The organism is Psychromicrobium xiongbiense, assembly GCF_030271165.1.
In the GTDB taxonomy this organism is placed as follows: Bacteria; Actinomycetota; Actinomycetes; order Actinomycetales; family Micrococcaceae; genus Renibacterium; species Renibacterium xiongbiense.
Genome location: NZ_JASSZH010000024.1, coordinates 126161 through 145645, shown reverse-complemented (window position 1 = coordinate 145645; position 19485 = coordinate 126161). Strand labels below are relative to the sequence as shown.

Here is a 19485-nt window from a genome sequence, read left to right as displayed (position 1 = left end):
ACCCTCTGACATGAGATTCGGCTCTGAGCCGACAGTGACGGCCGATGGCGAGGCAGACTGGCACCGCGTGCACCCCGCCTCCCCCGCCATTCGCGGCTGGATCGCGATTCTGGCCGTGATGGTCATCTTTGGCCGTAATTCGCTGGAAGAACTGATCCGTGGCATCGCGTCCGGCCGTGGGGCCGGGATTTCGCTGGACTGGGTTCCGCTGGCCACCTTCGGTGGCGCCATCGTGGTCTATGGCGTGTTCTTTGTGCTCTCCTGGATCTTCACCCGCTACCAGGTCACCGAGACCCATGTGCGGATCACCTCGGGCGTGCTGATCCGGCAGCAGCGCCAGGCGCGGATCGACCGGCTTCAGGCGATCGATCTGGTGCAACCGCTGCTGGCGCGGATCTTCAATCTGGCGGAGCTCAAATTCGAGGTGGCCGATGGCGGGAAGTCGGTCATGCGGCTTTCCTTCCTCACGCTGGGGCACGCGCAACGGCTGAGGGCCGCCATTCTGGCCCGTGCCGCTGGGGTCAGCCTCGAGGCCGGGGACGATGCCGAGATCCCTGAGGCGCCGGAGCAGGAAGTGCTCAGAGTCCCTCCGGGGCGCATCATCGCCTCCTCGGTCGCGTCCGCGCCCACCGTCATCATGCTGGGCTTCCTGGGATTTCTGGTGTGGTGCCTTACACAGGGGTGGTGGCCGGCCGTGGTGGCGCTGCTGCCCGGTCTGCTGGGCCTGGGCAGCACCTACTGGCAGCGCTTCGTCAAGGATTTCAACTTCCGGGTGGCCATCTCCCCGGACGGCATCCGGCTTCACTATGGCCTGCTCGAAACGCGGGCGCAGACCATTCCTCCCGGGCGGATCCAGGCGGTCAGGGTCCAGCAGAACCTGCTGTGGCGGCCGTTCGGCTGGTATCGCCTGCAGGTCAACGTGGCCGGGTATGGGCATCACGGTCGGGAGAACGGGTCCATGCTGCTGCCGGTGGGAACGGCGCAGGATGCTCTGGCGGTGTTGGCTCTGGTTCTCCCCGATCCGGGGGTCCAGGCTTCTGCCGGCGAAGGCGACGCTTCCTCTGAAGGCAGCCCCGAGGCGGTGTTCCTCGCCGGGATGAGAGGCCACGGCTCAGCGCAGGGCTTTGTCACCTCGCCGCGCCGGGCTGCCTGGCTCAACCCTCTGGCCTGGCGTCGCAATGGCTACCGCTCCACGGAGACCGCGCTGCTGTGCCGTCACGGCGTGCTGCACCGCCAGCTGGCGGTGGTACCCCATGAGCGCACCCAGTCCCTTCAGCTGAACCAGGGCCCGGTGCAGCGTCTGCTGCGGGTGGCGGACTTTCACCTGCATTCCACCACCGGCCCCGTCCGTCCGCTGGTGCCGCATCTCGATCTTGCGGTGGCCCGGGAGCTGTTTACCGCGCAGGCCGGACGCGCTGCTGTGGCGCGGCGGATCGCCCGTCCGGAACGCTGGATGGAGATGCGCGAAGATTAAGGGGTGGATTTCATGAGCGCCTCCGGGCCTGGCCCTGATCATGCGGTATCCGGCAACGCGCGCAGGCCCGGGCGCCTTGGCGTCGGAGTGGTCGGTGCGGGCAAGGTCGGTGCCGTCCTCGGTGCGGCTCTGCGCGGGGCCGGCCATGCCGTCGTCGGCGTCAGCGCGGTCTCCGAGGATTCACGGGAGCGGGCCGAGTCGCTGCTGCCCGGGGTACCCATTCTGGAGATCCCTGAGGTCGTGGAGCGGGCGGAACTGGTGCTGCTCGCCGTGCCGGATGACGCCCTGAGCACGTTGGTGGAGGGCTTGGCCACACTGGGCGCCTGGCAGGCGGGGCAGCTGGTGGCGCACACCTCCGGGCGCTTCGGTGTGGGGGTTCTGGCACCCGTGCGGGCCGTCGGGGCGATCCCGCTGGCGATTCACCCGGCAATGACCTTTACCGGACTGAGCATGGATCTGAGCAGAATCAGCGACTGCAGCTTCGGGGTCAGTGCGGATCCGGCCATGCTGCCGATCGCCCAGGCGCTGGTTGTGGAGATGGGGGCGGAGCCGGTAGTGATCGCCGAGGCGGACCGCCCGCTCTACCACGCGGCCCTGGCCCATAGTTCCAACCACCTGGTCACGCTGGTGGCGCAATCTGCTCAGCTGCTGGCCGGCATCGGCATCGAACGCCCTGAACGGCTGCTGGGCCCGCTGCTGCGGGCTTCGCTGGAGAATGCGCTGGCCTCCGGGGAAAACGCGCTGACCGGGCCCGTGGTGAGGGGCGATGCCGGGACGGTCGCCGCGCACCGGGCGGCGGTCGAGGAGGCCGTGGACTCGGTGGCCGGGTCAGAGGACGTCCTGCAGGCCTATCTCGCCATGGCCCGAGCCACAGCGATCCGCGCCTTTGAGCGGGGGCGGCTGAGTCCGGAACAATGGGGGGCGCTGGAGCGGGTGCTCGATGGCGGGAACTCAGGAATGGATTCAGCAACAGAAGCGACAGAAGAGGATTCATGAGCATTCAGGTGGTTCACACCATTGCCGAGCTGCGTGAGGCATCGGTGCGGCTCCTGGAAGAACTGGAGGAAGAGGTATTGCCCGCAGCGAAGCGCAGCTTCGGCCTGGTACCGACCATGGGTGCCCTGCACGAGGGTCATGCGAGCCTCGCGCGGGCGGCGGTGGTGGCGAATCAGGTGGTGGCAGCCTCGATCTTCGTCAATCCTCTGCAGTTCGGGGATCCGGCAGACCTGGAACGCTACCCCCGGACTCTGGATGCCGATGTCGCCCTGCTCGAGGAGGTGGGCGTCGCCCTCGTGTTCGCGCCTAGTGTGGCGGAAATGTACCCTGCCGGGGATCCGTTGATCCGCCTCTCATCCGGCGCCCTGGGGGGGAGGCTGGAAGGGGCCTCCAGACCCGGTCATTTCGACGGGGCGCTGACCGTGGTGGCCAAATTGCTGCACGTCGCCCAGCCGGTGATCCACAGCGGCTACCGCGCCTATTTCGGTCAGAAGGACGCGCAGCAACTGGCGCTGGTGCGCCGGATGGTGGCCGATCTGAATTTTCCCGTCGAGATCGTCGGGGTGCCTACCGTGCGGGATGCGGACGGGCTGGCGCTCTCCAGCCGCAACCGCTTCCTCTCCGTGGCGGAACGCGAAGCCGCACTGGTGCTTTCCGGGGCACTGCGTCTGCTGAGCGAGCGCGCTGCGCGCTCCGAGCCTCTCGATCTGGAATCGGCGGTGGCGCTGATCCGCAGCGAGCCCCTGGTGGAGCTGGACTATCTGGAGGTTCTGGATCCGGAGACCTTCAGCCCGCGCGCGGAGAACTGCGCTGAGACGCCGTTCACCGGCCAGGCGCTCGCCGTGGTGGCCGCACGCGTCGGCCCGGTGCGGCTGATCGACAATATGGAGCTGCTGGCGGGGCCCGGGTTGCCGGATGGCTCAGATGTGTGGCAGTGCCGGTAAACTGGGCTATCGTGACCGAGCACAATTCCCCCGCAGCCGTTGACATCTCCGAGCAGATGCAGATCCGACTCGACAAGCGGGCCAGTCTGCTCGAACGCGGGGTGGAAGCCTATCCGGTGGGTGTTCCCCGCACACACACTCTGGCGGAGATCCGCCAGCAGTGGGGGCACCTGGAGGCTGATCAGGCCAGTGGCCAGGAGGTCGGCGTCGCCGGTCGCGTGGTGTTTGTCCGCAATACCGGCAAGTTGTGCTTCGTTACGCTTCAGGAGGGTGACGGCACCCGACTGCAGGGCATGCTGAGTCTGGACCGGGTGGGTGCCGAATCGCTGGCCGAGTGGAAAGCCCTGGTCGATCTGGGTGACCACGTATTTCTGCACGGCGAAGTCATTTCCTCCAAGCGGGGTGAACTCTCCGTTCTGGCTGATTCCTGGCAGATGGTTTCCAAAGCCTTGCGTCCGCTTCCGGTGTTGCATGCGGATCTGAATGAGGAGAATCGCGTTCGTCAGCGTTATGTGGATCTGATGGTGCGCGAGGAAGCCCGCCAGATGGTGCACACCCGCGCCGCGATCACCCGGTCCATCCGGGAGACCCTGCACGGTTTTGGCTATGTTGAAGTCGAGGGCCCGGTGCTGCAACTGGTGCACGGTGGGGCATCTGCCCGGCCCTTTGAAACGCATGTCAATGCCTTTGATCAGAAAATGACGTTGCGCATCGCGTTGGAGCTTTACCTCAAGCGCGCCGTGGTGGGCGGCATCGACAAGGTCTATGAAATGGGTCGCATTTTCCGCAACGAGGGCGTCGATTCAACTCACAGCCCCGAATTCACCATGCTGGAATGTTACGAGGCCTATGGCGACCAATTCGTTATGGCGGACCGCATGAAGCAACTCATTCTTGACTGCGCGGATGCGGTAGGAAGCCGGCAGATCACCACCGAGGCGGGTGTTATTGACCTCGATGCCGAATGGCGCTGGTTGGCGGTATATCCCGGGCTTTCTGAGGCCGTGGGGCAGGACATCACTCCCGAAACCGATGTTCAGGTGCTGCGCGATATTGCCACGAAATTCGACCTCGCGGTCAGCCCGGCCTGGGACGCTGAAAAGTTGGTGGTGGAACTTTTCAGCGAAATCGTCGAGCCGGGATTGCTGCAGCCGACCTTTGTCTATGACTACCCGCCGTCCGCACAGCCGCTGGCTCGCCCCCACCGGAGTAAGCCAGGGCTGATCGAGGCCTGGGATTTGATTATCGGTGGAATGGAGCGCGGTACGGCATTCTCCGAATTGATCGACCCGGTGATCCAGCGCGAACGCCTGACCGAACAGTCTCTGCGTGCCGCTGGTGGCGATCCTGAGGCGATGCAGCTCGACGAAGACTTCCTGCGGGCGCTCGAATACGGCGCCCCGCCGATGGGCGGGATCGGCCTGGGCATCGACCGGCTCGTCATGCTCTTCACCAATGCGGGCATTCGGGAAACCATCCTGTTCCCCCTGCTCAAGCCCGATTCTTCACGGGGCTAACCCGCTGGAGCACAACGAAAGCAGATGATTTCGATGGATTATTTGGCGGTCATTCTCCCCTCGCTGGGAGTCGGTGTGCTGTTCTTTTTCGCAATGCGCGCCATATTCCGTGCGGACCGTTCAGAACGTGAAGCGCTAGCAGCAGCGGAAGCTGAACATGCCGAGCAGCTCCGCAGGGGCCAGCCAGAATAATAGGAATTTTCTTCCTGAGTGGTGGATATTTCATTATTGTGAGCCTCTTTGACCCATTCCCCGATTTCGTGCATACTTTTTACGTACGAAGTAATTCCTGCATAGGGACACTCCTGAGGTGAGTCGTCTGGTGAGGGGACCACAGTGGCACAGCGCGTAAAAATTATTCTGGTTGACGATCTCGATGGTGGTACTGCGGATGAAACCGTGCGTTTCGGCCTTGACGGAGCCACCTATGAGATCGATCTTTCCAAGCTGCACGCGGCGGAACTCCGTGATGCTATTCGCCCATATCTGAATGCCGCGCGTCGTGCCACGGCGCGTTCGGCCCGTGCCGGTCGCCCAGCGGTGACCCGACCGAATGAAATTTCTCAGATTCGTCAGTGGGCCCGGGACAACGGCCATTCGGTGAGCGACCGTGGACGCATTCCCGCCGAGATCGTTGAGGCCTACCGCAAAGCCAACGGCTGAGGCCACGAGGTTCCTGCCGCAGTTTTCCCTGTGGCGAACATTGCGCCACACTGCGGCGGCTATGCGTAGCATCAAAGTACGCAGTAGTGAGGAGTGTGGCGCAATGTTTGAAAGATTTACCGACCGAGCCCGTCGAGTGGTGGTGCTGGCCCAGGAAGAGGCCCGCATGCTCAACCACAACTACATCGGTACCGAGCACCTGCTGCTGGGTCTCATCCACGAGGGTGAAGGCATTGCGGCTAAAGCCCTGGAGTCAATGAACATCTCCCAGGATGCGGTGCGGGAACAAGTCCAGGAGATCATTGGTCAGGGTCAGCAGGCCCCCAATGGCCACATTCCCTTTACGCCTCGCGCCAAGAAGGTTCTGGAACTTTCACTGCGGGAGGCTCTTCAGCTGGGTCACAACTACATCGGTACCGAGCACATTCTGCTGGGCCTGATCCGTGAAGGTGAAGGCGTGGCCGCTCAGGTGCTGGTCAAGCTGGGCGCGGATCTGAGTCGCGTCCGCCAGCAGGTCATCCAGCTGCTCTCCGGTTACCAGGGTAAGGAGCCCGCTGGCGCAGGCGTGGGCCAGGGACAGCCTGAAGGTACCCCTGCGGGCTCCGCCGTACTGGACCAGTTTGGCCGGAATCTCACACAGGCCGCACGGGAAAACAAGCTTGATCCCGTCATCGGGCGTGAGCAGGAGATGGAACGTGTCATGCAGGTCCTCTCCCGGCGGACCAAGAACAACCCCGTCCTGATCGGTGAGCCCGGCGTCGGCAAGACCGCCGTCGTCGAAGGCCTCGCACAGGCCATCGTGCGCGGTGATGTGCCGGAGACCATCAAGGACAAGCAGCTCTACACCCTGGACCTCGGATCGCTCGTGGCCGGTTCGCGCTACCGTGGTGACTTCGAGGAGCGCCTGAAGAAGGTGCTCAAAGAGATCCGCACCCGCGGGGACATCATTCTGTTCATCGATGAGATCCACACCCTGGTGGGTGCCGGTGCCGCTGAGGGTGCCATTGATGCGGCATCGATCCTCAAGCCCATGCTGGCGCGCGGAGAGTTGCAGACCATCGGTGCTACGACCCTGGACGAGTACCGCAAATATATTGAGAAGGATGCCGCCCTGGAGCGGCGCTTCCAGCCGATCCAGGTCAAGGAACCCTCGGTGGCCCTGGCCATTGAGATTCTCAAGGGCCTGCGTGACCGTTACGAGGCGCACCACCGGGTCTCGATCACGGATGGTGCCCTGACCTCCGCAGCGACGCTGGCCGAGCGCTACATCTCGGACCGCTTCCTGCCGGACAAGGCGATCGACCTGATCGATGAGGCCGGTGCCCGGCTGCGGATCCGTCGGATGACGGCCCCGCCGGAGCTCAAGGCCATGGATGAGGAAATCGCCGCGGTCAAGGTCCAGAAGGAAGCTGCGATCGACGCACAGGACTTCGAAGGTGCTGCCGCTCTGCGCGATACCGAGCAGAAGCTGATCTCCGAGCGCGCCGAGAAGGACCGGGACTGGCGCAGTGGCGGCCTGGATTCCATTTCAGAGGTGGACGAGGAGCTGATTGCGGAGGTTCTGGCGAACTCCACCGGAATCCCGGTGTTCAAGCTCACCGAGGAAGAGTCCGGGCGTCTGCTGCGCATGGAGGATGAGCTGCACAAGCGCGTCATCGGCCAGAACGAGGCGATCAAATCGCTGTCCCAGGCGATCCGTCGTACCCGTGCCGGTCTGAAGGACCCCAAGCGCCCCGGTGGCTCGTTCATCTTTGCCGGCCCGACCGGCGTCGGCAAGACAGAACTGGCCAAGGCTCTCGCCGAGTTCCTGTTCGGCGACGAGGATGCCCTGATCACCCTGGACATGTCCGAGTACTCGGAGAAGCACACGGTCTCGCGACTGTTCGGTGCCCCTCCCGGATACGTCGGCTACGAAGAGGGCGGTCAGCTGACCGAGAAGGTCCGGCGTCGTCCGTTCTCCGTGGTTCTCTTCGATGAGGTGGAAAAGGCGCACGCCGATCTCTTCAACTCGCTGCTGCAGATTCTGGAAGACGGTCGCCTGACCGATTCCCAGGGTCGCGTGGTCGACTTCAAGAACACCGTGATCATCATGACCACCAACCTGGGTACGCGGGATATCTCGCGTTCCGTGGCCACGGGCTTCCAGTCCGGAACGGACACCCAGACCGGGTACGACCGGATGCGGGCCCGTGTGACGGAGGAGCTCAAGCAGCACTTCCGCCCCGAGTTCCTCAACCGCGTCGACGATGTGGTGGTGTTCCCGCAGCTGACCGAGTCGGAGATCGTGGAGATCGTCGATCTGTTTGTGGCCCGCCTGGAGGAGCGCCTCAAGGACAAGGACATGGGCATCGAGCTCACGCCCGCTGCCAAGGTATTGCTGGCCACTCGCGGCTACGATCCCGCAATGGGTGCCCGGCCGCTGCGCCGCACCATCCAGCGCGAGATTGAGGATCAGCTCTCTGAGAAGATCCTCTTCGGTGAGATCAAGGCCGGAGAGATCATCGTGGTGGACGTCGAGGGTGAGGGCGATACCGCGAAGTTCACTTTCGCCGGAACGGCCAAGCCCCGGGTTCCCGAGATCGCACCGGTTGCCTGAGTTGGCCAGAATCGCCGGATAGTCCCCACGCCCTCCCTCTGTTCGTTCCTCGCAGTGGGGCCCTCGGGCGAGTGGGCCCAAGCGCTGCTGCGCGTTAGAGTGCCCTTGGGGTTGCAGCACGTCGATGCTGCAACCCCAAGGGCACTTCGCGCACCTGGACAATATCGACCGAACGGGAGAGCATATGGCGGGAATTGAGCTGACCGTCGGTTGGCTTGCCCTGCTCCTCCCGGCACTCGGTGCGTTCGGCGGCCTGTGGCTGCTCTGGCTCCCGAGGAAGCACCTTCTCCGCACGGTACTGATCGCTCTGGGCGTCGGGGCGGTGGTCGGCATCGGGCTTAAGGTCCTGATCGACGATGTGCTCAACCCCTGGGGCGCCGCGCTGGACTGGCGCATCTACCTCTACCTGGGACTCGGTGCCACCGCCCTGGTGCTGGTGGTGCCCAGGCTGCTCTCGGCGAAGCGCTGGTGGTCCAGGGCGCTGGTTCCGCTGGCCTTGGTTCTGGTGGTCGCCGCACTCGCAGGCCAGATCAACCAGATCTTTGGCTATTACCCCACGCTGGGCAGCGTGTGGGGTGACAACGGCGTGCACGTGGAGACCCGGCCGGTCATCCCCAGTGAGCAGGCCGGGCAACTGACGGCCCAGACGCCCACTGTGACGCTCAAGGACTGGAAGCCGCCAGCGGGGATGCCCTCGACAGGAAAAGTCGTCAAGGTGTCCATCCCCGGTCCGGTGTCCGGCATGGCCTCCGGGGATTCTTATATCTATATCCCGCCGGCGTACCAGGTGGACAGGCCCGCCAATGTCCCGGTGCTGGTGCTGATCCACGGCAACCCCGGTAGCGCGGGGGACTGGATTCAGAGTGGGAAGCTCGCCCAGGAGATGGATGCCTATGCCGCAGGGCATCAGGGCATCGCGCCCTTGGTCGTCATGCCGGATGTTTCCGGCAACTCAGCCGCCCAATGGCCGCTGTGCATGGATTCCGCGCTGGGTAAGGGCAAGACCTTCCTGGCGGTCGACGTTCCCAACTACGTCCGTCAGACCTTCAAACTGGGCCTCGGCTCCAGCAAGCAGTTCGCCATCGCAGGCTTCTCCTATGGCGGCACCTGCGCTCTGCAACTGGGCGTCACGGCGCCAGACGCCTTCCCGATATTCCTGGACATCTCCGGCGAACGCGGACCGTATCTGCAGGGTGGGGATGCCGCGCTGGTGGCGAAATACTTCGGGGGGGATGCCGCAGCCTTCGCCAGGGTGGATCCGCTCGCCATCCTCAAGACCACGCGCTTCACGCAGAGCACGGCCATGGTGGTGGTGGGCGGCACCGATTCCACCTACCGCCCACAGGGTGAGGAAGTTTATGCTGCACTCAAGAACGCCGGGGTTCAGGTGCAGCTCAAGGTGCTGCCCGGCGGCCACAGCTGGAACGTCTGGCGGCCGGGACTGACCAACAATATGGACTGGCTGATGAGCGCGTACGGAGTGCTGTGATGTTCTGGCCGGGACCTGGGTCCGCATGAATAACCGCAGGTGTGCATATATCGGCTCCCAGGAGATTAGACTCAAGCCGTGACTACAGCGATTTCCGGGCGGCCTTTTATCCTCCGCCCCGCAAGGACCAGCGATGTTCAGGCGATCAAGGGCCTGGTGGCTCCCCTCGCTGAGCAGCGCGTCCTGGTCTCCAAGGAGACGGTGGCCTATTTCGAGGGTATCCAGGAGATGCTGGTCGCGGAGGTCCCGGCCACGGACACCACGAAGGCCGAAGTCATTGGCTGCGGGGCACTGCATGTCATGTGGGAGGACCTCGCCGAGATCCGCACACTGGCGGCTGCCGCCCGCTGGCGTGGCCACGGTGTGGGTCATGCCATGGTGGAGGAGTTGCTGGCGCGGGCTCGCGGCCTGGGGGTCAGCCGGGTCTTCTGCCTGACCTTCGAGGTGAACTTCTTCATCCGTCACGGTTTTGAAGTGATGCCGATTCAGGATGCTGTCAGCCCGGATGTCTACTCGGAGCTGCTGCGCTCGCACGACGAAGGGGTGGCGGAGTTCCTGGATCTGGCCCGGGTCAAGCCCAATACGCTGGGCAACACCCGGATGATCCGCAGCCTCTGAACTTGCCGGGCTGACCGTGCGTCCTGCGTTCGGTTCAGGGCGGTGCTGCACTGTTCAGCGACCCGGATCAGAACTACGCTGAGAGCACCGCAACGCCGCACCCGGGCGTCCGTGGATATCCGCTGACAACGATGTGAGGATGATCCGAAGGTACCCATGAAAAAGCTCATCAATGATCCCAGACAAGTAGTGGCAGAGTCGGTGGAGGGCTTCGGTCTGGCCCATGCGGACCTGGTCACTGTGCACCCTGACCCGCTCTTCGTGACCCGGGCGGTGCCCGCGGACGGCGCCAGAAAAACCAAGGTGGGGCTGGTCTCCGGCGGTGGCTCCGGACACGAGCCGCTGCATGCCGGGTACGTCGGCTACGGCATGCTCGATGCCGCTGTTCCGGGCGCGGTGTTCACCTCGCCCACCCCGGACGCCATCATTCCGGCCACGCTGGCCGCCGATTCTGGCGCGGGCGTGCTGCAGATCGTCAAAAATTACACCGGGGATGTGCTCAATTTTGAGACGGCCGCGGAAATGGTGGCCGCCGAGGGTGTCCAGGTGCGCAGCGTCCTGATCAACGACGACGTCGCCGTGGAGGACTCGCTGTACACCGCGGGCAGGCGCGGAGTGGCGGGCACGGTGCTGGTGGAGAAGATCGCCGGTGCCGCTGCCGAGCGTGGCGATGATCTGGACGCCGTGACGGCGATTGCGCAGCGGGTCAACAACAACGTCCGGAGCATGGGGGTGGCCCTGTCGGCGTGCACGGTTCCGCACGCCGGGGTGCCCAGCTTCGACCTTGCCGAGGATGAGATCGAGATCGGCATCGGCATTCATGGCGAGCCCGGCCGCCATCGCATCTCACTGGAACCGGCCGATGCGATCACTGACCGTCTGCTGGATCCGATACTGGCAGATCTCGGAGTCTCCAGCGGGGAGAAGGTGCTGCTCTTTGTCAACGGCATGGGCGGCACGCCACTCAGCGAGCTTTACATCGTGTACCGACGCGCCACGCAGGTTCTGGCCGAGCATGGGGTGACCGTGGCCCGGTCCCTGGTGGGCAACTACGTCACGGCCCTGGAAATGCAGGGTGCCTCCATCTCCATACTGAGGCTCGACGAGGAAACCACAGCCCTCTGGGATGCGCCGGTGAACACCCCCGCTCTGCGCTGGGGACTCTGAGTTTTTGTTGACCAACCCCTGAGGACCCGAGGAAAGGAATCCCATGCTGGATGCCGACTGGGCTGTTGCCTGGATGCAAGCAAGCGCTGCCACCATTGCCGAACACCGCACGCAGCTGATCGAACTGGACCGGCAGATCGGCGACGGCGATCACGGGGAGAACCTGGACCGCGGCTTCAGCGCCGTGGTCCAGAAGCTGGCGGAGACCACGCCGGAAACGCCCGGGGCCGTGTTCAAACTGACCGCGATGACGCTGATGTCCGTGGTGGGCGGCGCAGCCGGTCCGCTGTACGGCACGGCGTTCCTGCGGGCCGCCACCGCAGTGGGGGACGCCGCCGAACTTGACGGTGAGTTGGTCTCGGCGGCACTGACTGCGGCGCGTGACGGCATCGTGGCCCGTGGCAAGGCCGAACTGGGCGACAAGACCATGGTCGACGCATGGACGCCCGCTGTGGAAGCAGCCGATGTAGCGGTGCAGAGCGGGCTGAGCCCGGAAGAGGTTCTGGCGGCTGCGGCGCAGGCGGCGGAGGACGGGGCGCGTGCCACCGAGCCACTGGTCGCCCGGAAGGGCCGGGCCAGCTACCTGGGTGAACGCAGCGCTGGGCACCGGGATCCCGGTGCCCAGTCCAGCGCCTTGATCCTCCGCGACGCCGCGACCACCGCAGTGGAGGCTGAATGAGTTCCGAGGCGCCGGTGGCGATCATCATCGTCTCGCACAGTGCGACCCTGGCTCAGGGAGTGGTGGAGCTGGCGGCGCAGATGGCGCCACGGGTCCGGCTGATCGCGGCGGGTGGAATGGACGATGGCGGCCTGGGCACCTCGCTGACCAAGGTCACCGAAGCATTGGAGGCGGCTGGTCCGCAGGCCGTGCTGCTCGCAGATCTGGGGTCCGCGGTGATGACGGCGGAAACCGCGCTGGAGTTTGCCGGGAATCCCACTGGGGTGCTGTTGGCTGACGCGCCCCTCGTGGAGGGCGCGGTCGCTGCCGCCGTGGCCGCCCAGGCCGGAGCCGGAGTGGAGGCCGTCCAACGGGCTGCCGAGCAGGCGCTCAGTCGGGGTGTTCCGGATGGAGTTGTTCCGGATGGCGGTGGATTGGGCGGTGCCGTCGGTGCGGCAGCCGAGGCTGCTGCTGCGGGCGCTTGGGCTGCGCCGGGTGACGTTGCGGTGACCGCGGAGTTGACTCTGATCAACCCGATGGGCCTGCACGCCCGCCCGGCCGCCACTCTGGCCGGTGCGCTCGGTGCGCTGGACGTCGACATCGAGATTAACGGCGTCGACGCTCAGTCCGTCATGTTGTTGATGACCCTGGGCGCGGGGCAGGGCGCGGAGCTGCACGTCAGGGCCAGCGGGCCGGATGCGCAGCGAGCCGTGGACCTGGTGCGCCGCGAGGTGGAGACCGGCTTCGGCGAGCTCTGACCCCCTCCCAACTGCCACTAGTTGGGAGGGGGCATGGGGATTGGTGTGGCTAGTGGGGGAGCGTCAGGCCCTGGGCCGCGCGATGCGCCAGCCCATCGGCCACCAGCCCAGCCACAATGCCCTCCAGACGCTCCGGATCCGCCTCCAGGGCATGCAGGGTTCGCAGCGCCGCGGCCAGCGGGTCGGAAGCAGGGCGCTCCACGCCGTCCACAGGGGAGATCCTCTCGAGCAGGGCCTCCAGCGGAAGCGGATGCTCTGCGGCCCGGAGAACCGCCATCACGGCACCCCGCATTTGCCGGTCCGTCCCCGCCCAGGCCTGGCCTTTGGGCTGATACGTGGGCTCGGGCCTGCCCGCTGCGATCCAGGCGCACTCCTGTCGCACCGGGCACTGATCGCACAGCGGGCTCCGGGCGGTGCAGATCAGGGCGCCGAGCTCCATCACGGACAGATTCCAACGCACCGACTCCTCGGCCGCATCGGGTAGTACCGCGGCAGCCAGTGCCGTCTCGGCAGCATTCAGACTCCGGGCGGGGAGGGCCTGCCCGCTGAAGAGCCGCGCCTGGACCCTGCGGATATTGGTATCGACCACCACCGTCCGCGCGCCGAAGGCGAAGGCCGCCACGGCAGCAGCCGTATAGCTGCCGATGCCGGGCAGTGTCAGTAACTCTTCCTCGGTGCGGGGGACCTCGCCATCGTGCTGGTCCCGGATCGCCTGCGCCGCGGCCTGAAGGCGCAGTGCCCGACGCGGGTACCCCAGGCGGCCCCAACCGCGCAGAACCTCGGAGGTGGGTGCCCCGGCCAGTGCCGTGGGGCTGGGCCAGCGTGCCATCCACTCGTGCCAGATGGGCAGCACCCGCACGACCGGAGTCTGCTGCAGCATGACTTCACTGAGCAGAACGCCCCAGGCGGTGCGCTGGGCAGAACGCCACGGCAGGTCCCGGGCCTGGTTCGCGAACCACTGGGGGATCGCACGATGCGCGGCACCCAGGCGGTCCGGTACGAGCTGGGTTGGAGGGCTGCCGTTCATTCCTTTCACTGTAATGCCCGGCCAGAGGTAGTGCAGCGCGAGCGCCCGGCGAGTGTTCGCAAGGCACTGAAGGACGTAAGCTCGGTGTCGATACTGTGCCCCACTACGGAGGCAGCCCGTCATTGCTGCGCAGGAGACCATGATGAGTACCCCCAAGCCGTCCGTTCTCTTTGTCTGCGTCCACAATGCGGGGCGCTCGCAGATGGCCGCTGCCTTCCTGACGGTCCTGGGCGGTGGCGCCATCGAGGTGCGTTCCGCCGGATCCGAGCCGGCGGAACGGGTCAACCCGGCCGCCGTTGCCGCCATGGCGGAGCTGGGCATCGACATCGCCACGGAAATCCCCAAGGTTCTCACCACGGAGGCCGTCCGCGAGTCCGATGTCGTCATCACGATGGGCTGCGGCGACACCTGCCCGATCTTCCCTGGGAAGCGCTATGAGGACTGGGAGCTGGACGATCCGGCCGGGCAGGGCCTGGAGGCTGTTCGCCCCATCCGCGACGAGATCAGGGCAAGGGTTGAAGCGCTGATCGCCTCCCTCGAACCCGGCCTGCTGGGCGGGTGAAGGCAGCGGGTCAATGGCCGCTGGGCGCGCGGATCGGCTCTGCGGCGGCGTGGGAGTCGGCGGGATCGCGTCGCTGTCCGTAAGCTGGAGGGCATGGCAAGGGGCACTGCAGGAAGGCGCAAGCCGTCACCAGCGGTGTACCGCAGACGACGATTGGTGGCAGGCATCGCGTTACTGGCGGTGATCGCCCTGGTGGTTATCGGTGCGGTGGTGCTGAGCAACAAGCCCGGTGCAAAGAGCGCCGAAGCGAAGAGTTCAGAGAGCTCCTCCAGTGTGATGTCCAGCCCCTCCGAAACGCCCTCGGCAACAGCCTTACCGAGTGCTTCGCCGATGCCGTCCGCGACGGCTACGTCGACCAGCACGCCGAGCGGCACAGCGGCGGCTGCGAGCTGTGCCGCGACCGCGACCCCCGTGGTGGCCAGCACCGATGCGCCCAGTTACCCGGCTGGCAAGAACCCCGTCTTCACACTGACGGTCACCAACACGGGAACTACCCCTTGCCAGCTCAATGTGGGGACCAGCCAGATGGAATTCCTGGTATTCAGTGGCCAGAATCGGGTGTTCTCCTCCAAAGACTGCCAGGACGGTGCCGCGGATCTGGTGAAGGTTCTGCAGCCCGGAGTCGCTGAAAAGGCCAATTTCACCTGGCAACGGAACTCCACCGTTCCTGGTTGCGCGACGGCAGGTCCGGCTCCGGCCGTAGGCCCGACGGCCAATTACACGCTGAGCGTCAAACTGGGCTCAGTGACCAGCGCCGGCCAGGCATTCACCCTAGCTGGTTGACGAAAGCCCCCTAAAGGAACCTGTCCAGCAGACTGGATTCGGCGATTCTGGAAAGACCTTCACGGACGGTACGGGCGCGCTGCTCGCCAATTCCTTCGACCGCCATCAGATCCTCGATGGTGGCCGCCATGAGGTTCTGCAGACCGTCGAAGTGCTCCACCAGGCGGAACGCCACCGCCCGGGGGACGGCCTTGAAGCTGGAGAGCAGTCGGAACCCGCGCGGGTGCACCACGGTGTCCAGGTTGCCATTCTGCTCCATCAAACCGGCGATGACGGCGATCCGGTGCAGATCGATCAGGTCGGCTGCACTGATGTCCTGCAACTCTGCAAGGGCCTCGTCTGCGCGGCCCGAGTCGGCATCGAGGTCAAGATAATCCCGGATCACCATATCGCTGCCCGGCCCACGGCCCACGGTCAGTTCTTCCAACTGCAGCGACAGCAGACGGCCGTCCACGCCCAGCTCCAGAACGTACTGGGCGATTTCCTCAGAAATACGCCGCACCATCTCCTGGCGCTGCAGGGTCACCGCGACATCGCGGATGGTGACCATCGCCTCGATCTCCAGGGCGGAGAGAGAGGCAGTGACCTGATCCAGGCGGGCCCGGTAGCGTTCCAGAGTGGCCAGCGCCTGGTTCGCTCTGGCCAGGACCTTTTCTGAGCCTTCCAGCACGTATCTCAGCCCCTCCACGTAGAGGGCGATGATCTGCATGGACTGGCTGACCGAAATCACCGGAACGCCGGTCTGAATGGCCACCCGCTCCGCGGTACGGTGCCTGGTGCCGGATTCCTGGGTTTCGATGGCCGGGTCCGGAACCAGTTGCACGGCAGCGCGCAGAATCTTCGAGGCATCCCGGTCGCAGACGATGGCGCCATCCATCTTGGCCAGCTCGCGCAGGCGGGTGGGTGCGAAGTCGATGTCGATCATGAATCCGCCGGAACACAGCGAATCAATGGTGCGGTCGTGACCGAGCACGATCAGCGCACCGGTGCGTCCGCGCAGGATCCGCTCCAGCCCGTCCCGCAACGGGGTGCCCGGTGCCACGCGCGCCAGAGTTGCCCGGAGTGACTCCTCGGGGCTGCGAACCATGGTGTTTCCTTTCCCGGACATCAGGTATCCATCCGCATGGCCGGACTAATCCGGCACAGCGGGCACGCACAAAGAACACAAATCTATGCCAATCTTAGTGTTCCCCGTCGTCGGGTGAATCAGTCGTCGGACGGAGCCGCCGGCGGCTCCGTCCGGGGTGCTGGCTGAACAGCTACTCCTCGGTAGGGAAAAGGAGCTCCAGCGCTTCGGAAAGCTGATGAACCTGCCGCACCCGGAATCCCTCGGGGACCGGTCCCGGCCCGTTCGGGCTGGCCGGAACCACCGCATGCGTGAAGCCCAACCGGTGCGCCTCCTGGATCCGCTGTCCGATGCCGGGCACCTGGCGGACCTCTCCGGCCAGACCCACCTCCCCGAACGCCACCAACCGGGGAGGCAGGGCCACTCCCGATTTGGCCGAGGCCAGGGCGAGGGCGATGGCGAGGTCCGTGGCCGGTTCGGTCAGCCGAACCCCACCCACGGTGGCCACATAGGAGTCTTCCCCGGAAAGGTTGGCCCCGGCACGCTGTTGGAGCACCGCCAGCAGCATGGACACCCGGGCGGAATCCAGTCCACTGGTGGCCCGGCGCGGTTGCGAGGTGGAGGTGGTGGCCAGCAGGGACTGCACCTCAGCCAGCAGCGGGCGGCGGCCCTCCAGGGCCACCGTGATGCAGGTGCCGGAGACCGGATCCTTGGTGCGGGAGATGAACAACCCGCTGGGATCTGCCAGTCCCTCGATGCCTTGTTCATTGAGGTCAAAACACCCCACCTCGTCGGTGGGCCCGTAGCGGTTTTTGACCGCGCGCAGCAGCCGCAGGCGGGAATGCCGTTCACCTTCAAACTGGCAGACCACATCCACCAGATGTTCCAGCAGACGGGGGCCGGCAATGGAGCCGTCCTTGGTGACATGGCCCACCAGCAGGGTGGCGATATTGAGCCGCTTTGCGGCCGCAATCAGGGAGGCCGCCACTTCGCGGACCTGGGTGACCCCACCGGCGCTGCCGTCCACCGCGGCGCTGGCCAGAGTCTGCACCGAGTCAACCACCACCAGCGATGGCTGAAGCTTTTCAATCTGGCCCAGCGCAGTCCCCAGATCGTTTTCGGCGCAGAGGTAGAGCTGATCGGCGATGGCGCCAATACGCCCGGCGCGCAGCTTCACCTGGGCAGCCGATTCCTCCCCGGTGATGTAGAGGACCGTGCCGCTGGTGCGGGCATAGCGGGCAGCGACGTCCAGCAGCAACGTCGACTTTCCGACGCCGGGCTCACCGGCCAGCAGGATGACGGCACCCGGCACGACGCCGCCGCCCAGCACCCGGTCCAGCTCATCGACGCCGGTGCGGACCACAGCCGCTGCCGTGGCGTCGACCTCGGAAATTCTGGCTGCCGGGACTGCCACGGTGCTGGCCGCCGTCGTGCGTGCCACGTGAGTTCCGGTCTCGGTGACCGTGCCCCAGGACTGGCATTCGCCGCAGCGTCCTACCCACTTGGCCGTGGTCCACCCGCACTCGGTGCAGGCAAAGCCAGGCTTCTGGGCGGTGCTGCCACCGGTGCGGGAGGTTTTGGCCATGAGTCCAGCGTAGTGGTGGTTACCGACAGGATGTGAGGGTGCATTGTTGGGTCCACCCTCACATCCTGAAGGTCTGCCAGGGTTCGATCAAGACGTCAGAAGCCGCCCGTCAGCATCGTCGTTGACGGCCCCGTGGACGTCTCCTCGCAGCTCCTTCGGGAACCGGAACGCCACCGCGAAGAAGGCCAGAAGCAGCATGGCCTCGACGGCGAGCGTCTGCCGGAATGCCTCTTCCGCAGAGCTCCGAGAGGCAAGAGCGTTGAGGAACACCGAACCGAAGATCGCGACGCCGATCGAACTCGCGATCGTTTGCACAGCGGTGAGCACGCCTGACGCCGAGCCGATCTCGGCGTCGTTGACGGCCGCGAGGATGCTGCTGAACAGCGCGGCGATGACTGCTCCGCCGCCTACGCCGAACAGGAAGATGCCGGGAACGATGTGCCAGATGCTGAACTCTCCACCGGGCTGCAGCTCAAACCAGAGCACCCCGACGCCGGCAAGTTGCACGACGGCAGCGAGGTGGAAGAGTGGTCTGCCGATCTTTTCTGCAAGGAAGGCGCCGCTGATTGCCCCGCCGACGGCCGTTCCGATGGCGATCGGCAGATTGCCCAGCCCGGCCTCGCCGGCGCTGAAGCCATTGCCCATCTGCAGGAAGAGAGTCAACACCAGCTGCGTTCCGATCAGGCCGCTGAAGAACAGGGCGATGCCGACCAGACCGAGCGTGTAGGCAGGCTTCGTGAAGATCCCCGGTACCACGAGTGGGACTCCGCCGAGCGCGGTCACGCGGCTCTGCTGCCAGGCGAACAGGACGAAGCCGACAAACCCTGCTGCGGCACACAGCCACGTCCAGAGCGGCCAATGCTGTTCGACGCCGAAGTTGAGCGCAAGGACGAGCGAGCCCGAGGATGCGATGATGATCGCCGTGCCGACGAGGTCGATGCCGACCTCCCGGGCACCAGAGCGGCGCGGCAAGGTCAGCCAGGCAACGACGAGTGCCGCCACGCCGATTGGCAGGTTCACCAGGAACACCGACCGCCAGCCCAGACCGAACAGGTTCGCCTCGATCAGGCCGCCACCGATGACAGGGCCCAGAATGCCGCCAAGACCCAGTGCGGGGCCGAAGATGCCGAACGCGATCCCGAGCTCTTGACCGGAGAGGTTCTCGCGCAGTAGCCCGAGTCCCTGTGGGAGCAGGAGGGCGCCCGCCGCCCCCTGAATCAGGCGGAAGGCGATCAGCGACTCGATGTTTGGCGCCATCGCACACAGGATCGAGGCAGCCGTGAATGCGGAGAGACCGAGCAGAAAGGTCCCCCGACGTCCAAAGCGGTCACCGAGGCGACCGCCCAGAATGAGCCCGGCGCCCAGTGCCAGCGCGTATCCGCCGATGACCCACTGCAGGCCCACCGAAGAGGCTCCGAGGGATACCTCGAGGGAGGGACCGGCGACGTTGACGATCGTTGAATCGAGCATGTCCATGAGCTCGGCAGCAAGCATGACGCCAAGAATCGCCCATCGCCATCGGTAGGGTCGTGTGCCCGACGCAGCCATACTTGTCTCATTCCTTGATTATCAATCATATTAG

Annotated in this window: 17 protein-coding genes; 13 read left to right on the top strand and 4 right to left on the bottom strand. The window is 65.4% G+C overall.

Features of this window, described 5'->3' with window-relative positions; genetic code table 11:
* Nucleotides 1–10: 10 nt before the first annotated feature.
* The 11 genes from QQM37_RS09955 (at nucleotide 11) to dhaM (ending at nucleotide 12880) form a co-directional block, all read left to right on the top strand.
* Entirely contained in the window at nucleotides 11–1474 is a 1464-nt protein-coding gene (locus QQM37_RS09955; protein ID WP_285727057.1) for a PH domain-containing protein, read from the top strand.
* 12 nt (nucleotides 1475–1486) lie between these two features.
* The gene (locus tag QQM37_RS09950) at nucleotides 1487–2470 is read left to right on the top strand and encodes a Rossmann-like and DUF2520 domain-containing protein (RefSeq protein WP_285727055.1); all 984 of its coding nucleotides are present in this window, start codon (nucleotides 1487–1489) and stop codon (nucleotides 2468–2470) included.
* Nucleotides 2467–3414, top strand: a complete 948-nt coding sequence (gene panC / locus QQM37_RS09945; RefSeq protein ID WP_285727053.1) for a pantoate--beta-alanine ligase — start codon at nucleotides 2467–2469, stop codon at nucleotides 3412–3414. Before QQM37_RS09950 ends, panC begins: the two co-directional genes overlap by 4 nt.
* Nucleotides 3415–3470: 56 nt before the next feature.
* Entirely contained in the window at nucleotides 3471–4931 is a 1461-nt protein-coding gene (gene lysS, locus QQM37_RS09940; protein ID WP_285727240.1) for a lysine--tRNA ligase, read from the top strand.
* 336 nt (nucleotides 4932–5267) lie between these two features.
* Nucleotides 5268–5594 (top strand): histone-like nucleoid-structuring protein Lsr2, encoded by a 327-nt coding sequence (locus QQM37_RS09935; protein ID WP_285727051.1) that lies wholly within the window; start codon nucleotides 5268–5270, stop codon nucleotides 5592–5594.
* A gap of 103 nt (nucleotides 5595–5697) precedes the next feature.
* Nucleotides 5698–8190: an ATP-dependent Clp protease ATP-binding subunit gene (locus QQM37_RS09930; protein WP_285727050.1), complete on the top strand. Its 2493-nt coding sequence runs from the start codon at nucleotides 5698–5700 to the stop codon at nucleotides 8188–8190.
* A gap of 124 nt (nucleotides 8191–8314) precedes the next feature.
* A complete protein-coding gene (locus QQM37_RS09925) occupies nucleotides 8315–9679 on the top strand; it encodes an alpha/beta hydrolase (protein WP_285727048.1) in 1365 nt (454 codons plus the stop codon).
* A 78-nt stretch (nucleotides 9680–9757) separates the two neighbouring features.
* Entirely contained in the window at nucleotides 9758–10297 is a 540-nt protein-coding gene (locus tag QQM37_RS09920; RefSeq protein ID WP_285727046.1) for an amino-acid N-acetyltransferase, read from the top strand.
* Nucleotides 10298–10453: 156 nt separating this feature from the next.
* On the top strand, nucleotides 10454–11464 hold the full coding sequence (dhaK, locus tag QQM37_RS09915) for a dihydroxyacetone kinase subunit DhaK (protein WP_285727044.1): 1011 nt from the start codon (nucleotides 10454–10456) through the stop codon (nucleotides 11462–11464).
* 43 nt (nucleotides 11465–11507) lie between these two features.
* Nucleotides 11508–12143 (top strand): dihydroxyacetone kinase subunit DhaL, encoded by a 636-nt coding sequence (gene dhaL, locus QQM37_RS09910; protein WP_285727042.1) that lies wholly within the window; start codon nucleotides 11508–11510, stop codon nucleotides 12141–12143.
* Nucleotides 12140–12880 carry a dihydroxyacetone kinase phosphoryl donor subunit DhaM gene (gene dhaM / locus QQM37_RS09905; protein WP_285727040.1) on the top strand — a complete coding sequence of 247 codons (741 nt, stop codon included), beginning with the start codon at nucleotides 12140–12142 and terminating at the stop codon, nucleotides 12878–12880. The genes dhaL and dhaM overlap by 4 nt, the downstream gene beginning before the upstream one ends.
* Nucleotides 12881–12929: 49 nt before the next feature.
* On the opposite strand, the gene QQM37_RS09900 is transcribed toward dhaM, so the two are convergent.
* Nucleotides 12930–13907: an HhH-GPD family protein gene (locus QQM37_RS09900; RefSeq protein ID WP_285727038.1), complete on the bottom strand. Its 978-nt coding sequence runs from the start codon at nucleotides 13905–13907 to the stop codon at nucleotides 12930–12932.
* Nucleotides 13908–14046: 139 nt separating this feature from the next.
* On the opposite strand from QQM37_RS09900, the gene QQM37_RS09895 reads away from it, so the two are divergent.
* Together QQM37_RS09895 and QQM37_RS09890 are read left to right on the top strand one after the other, a co-directional pair.
* Nucleotides 14047–14469, top strand: a complete 423-nt coding sequence (locus QQM37_RS09895) for an arsenate reductase ArsC (RefSeq protein ID WP_420030155.1) — start codon at nucleotides 14047–14049, stop codon at nucleotides 14467–14469.
* A 93-nt stretch (nucleotides 14470–14562) separates the two neighbouring features.
* Complete coding sequence (locus tag QQM37_RS09890; protein WP_285727034.1) at nucleotides 14563–15252, top strand: hypothetical protein; 690 nt, start codon at nucleotides 14563–14565, stop codon at nucleotides 15250–15252.
* A gap of 10 nt (nucleotides 15253–15262) precedes the next feature.
* Here QQM37_RS09890 and disA read toward each other — a convergent pair whose 3' ends face one another.
* From disA to QQM37_RS09875, 3 genes are all read right to left on the bottom strand, one after another.
* Complete coding sequence (disA, locus tag QQM37_RS09885) at nucleotides 15263–16339, bottom strand: DNA integrity scanning diadenylate cyclase DisA (RefSeq protein WP_285727032.1); 1077 nt, start codon at nucleotides 16337–16339, stop codon at nucleotides 15263–15265.
* A gap of 172 nt (nucleotides 16340–16511) precedes the next feature.
* The gene (radA, locus tag QQM37_RS09880) at nucleotides 16512–17903 is read right to left on the bottom strand and encodes a DNA repair protein RadA (RefSeq protein ID WP_285727030.1); all 1392 of its coding nucleotides are present in this window, start codon (nucleotides 17901–17903) and stop codon (nucleotides 16512–16514) included.
* Nucleotides 17904–17990: 87 nt separating this feature from the next.
* A complete protein-coding gene (locus QQM37_RS09875; RefSeq protein WP_285727028.1) occupies nucleotides 17991–19451 on the bottom strand; it encodes an MFS transporter in 1461 nt (486 codons plus the stop codon).
* Nucleotides 19452–19485 lie beyond the last annotated feature (34 nt).

Bases quoted from the DNA above. Each gene is read 5' to 3' on its own strand.
- QQM37_RS09930 (WP_285727050.1), top strand. From the start codon at position 5,698: ATGTTTGAAAGATTTACCGACCGAGCCCGTCGAGTGGTGGTGCTGGCC.
- dhaM (WP_285727040.1), top strand. From the start codon at position 12,140: ATGAGTTCCGAGGCGCCGGTGGCGATCATCATCGTCTCGCACAGTGCG.
- QQM37_RS09875 (WP_285727028.1), bottom strand. From the start codon at position 19,451: ATGGCTGCGTCGGGCACACGACCCTACCGATGGCGATGGGCGATTCTT.
- QQM37_RS09955 (WP_285727057.1), top strand. From the start codon at position 11: ATGAGATTCGGCTCTGAGCCGACAGTGACGGCCGATGGCGAGGCAGAC.
- disA (WP_285727032.1), bottom strand. From the start codon at position 16,339: ATGGTTCGCAGCCCCGAGGAGTCACTCCGGGCAACTCTGGCGCGCGTG.
- QQM37_RS09890 (WP_285727034.1), top strand. From the start codon at position 14,563: ATGGCAAGGGGCACTGCAGGAAGGCGCAAGCCGTCACCAGCGGTGTAC.
- dhaL (WP_285727042.1), top strand. From the start codon at position 11,508: ATGCTGGATGCCGACTGGGCTGTTGCCTGGATGCAAGCAAGCGCTGCC.
- QQM37_RS09925 (WP_285727048.1), top strand. From the start codon at position 8,315: ATGCTGCAACCCCAAGGGCACTTCGCGCACCTGGACAATATCGACCGA.
- radA (WP_285727030.1), bottom strand. From the start codon at position 17,903: ATGGCCAAAACCTCCCGCACCGGTGGCAGCACCGCCCAGAAGCCTGGC.
- lysS (WP_285727240.1), top strand. From the start codon at position 3,471: ATGCAGATCCGACTCGACAAGCGGGCCAGTCTGCTCGAACGCGGGGTG.
- panC (WP_285727053.1), top strand. From the start codon at position 2,467: ATGAGCATTCAGGTGGTTCACACCATTGCCGAGCTGCGTGAGGCATCG.
- dhaK (WP_285727044.1), top strand. From the start codon at position 10,454: ATGAAAAAGCTCATCAATGATCCCAGACAAGTAGTGGCAGAGTCGGTG.
- QQM37_RS09895 (WP_420030155.1), top strand. From the start codon at position 14,047: ATGATGAGTACCCCCAAGCCGTCCGTTCTCTTTGTCTGCGTCCACAAT.
- QQM37_RS09950 (WP_285727055.1), top strand. From the start codon at position 1,487: ATGAGCGCCTCCGGGCCTGGCCCTGATCATGCGGTATCCGGCAACGCG.
- QQM37_RS09900 (WP_285727038.1), bottom strand. From the start codon at position 13,907: ATGAACGGCAGCCCTCCAACCCAGCTCGTACCGGACCGCCTGGGTGCC.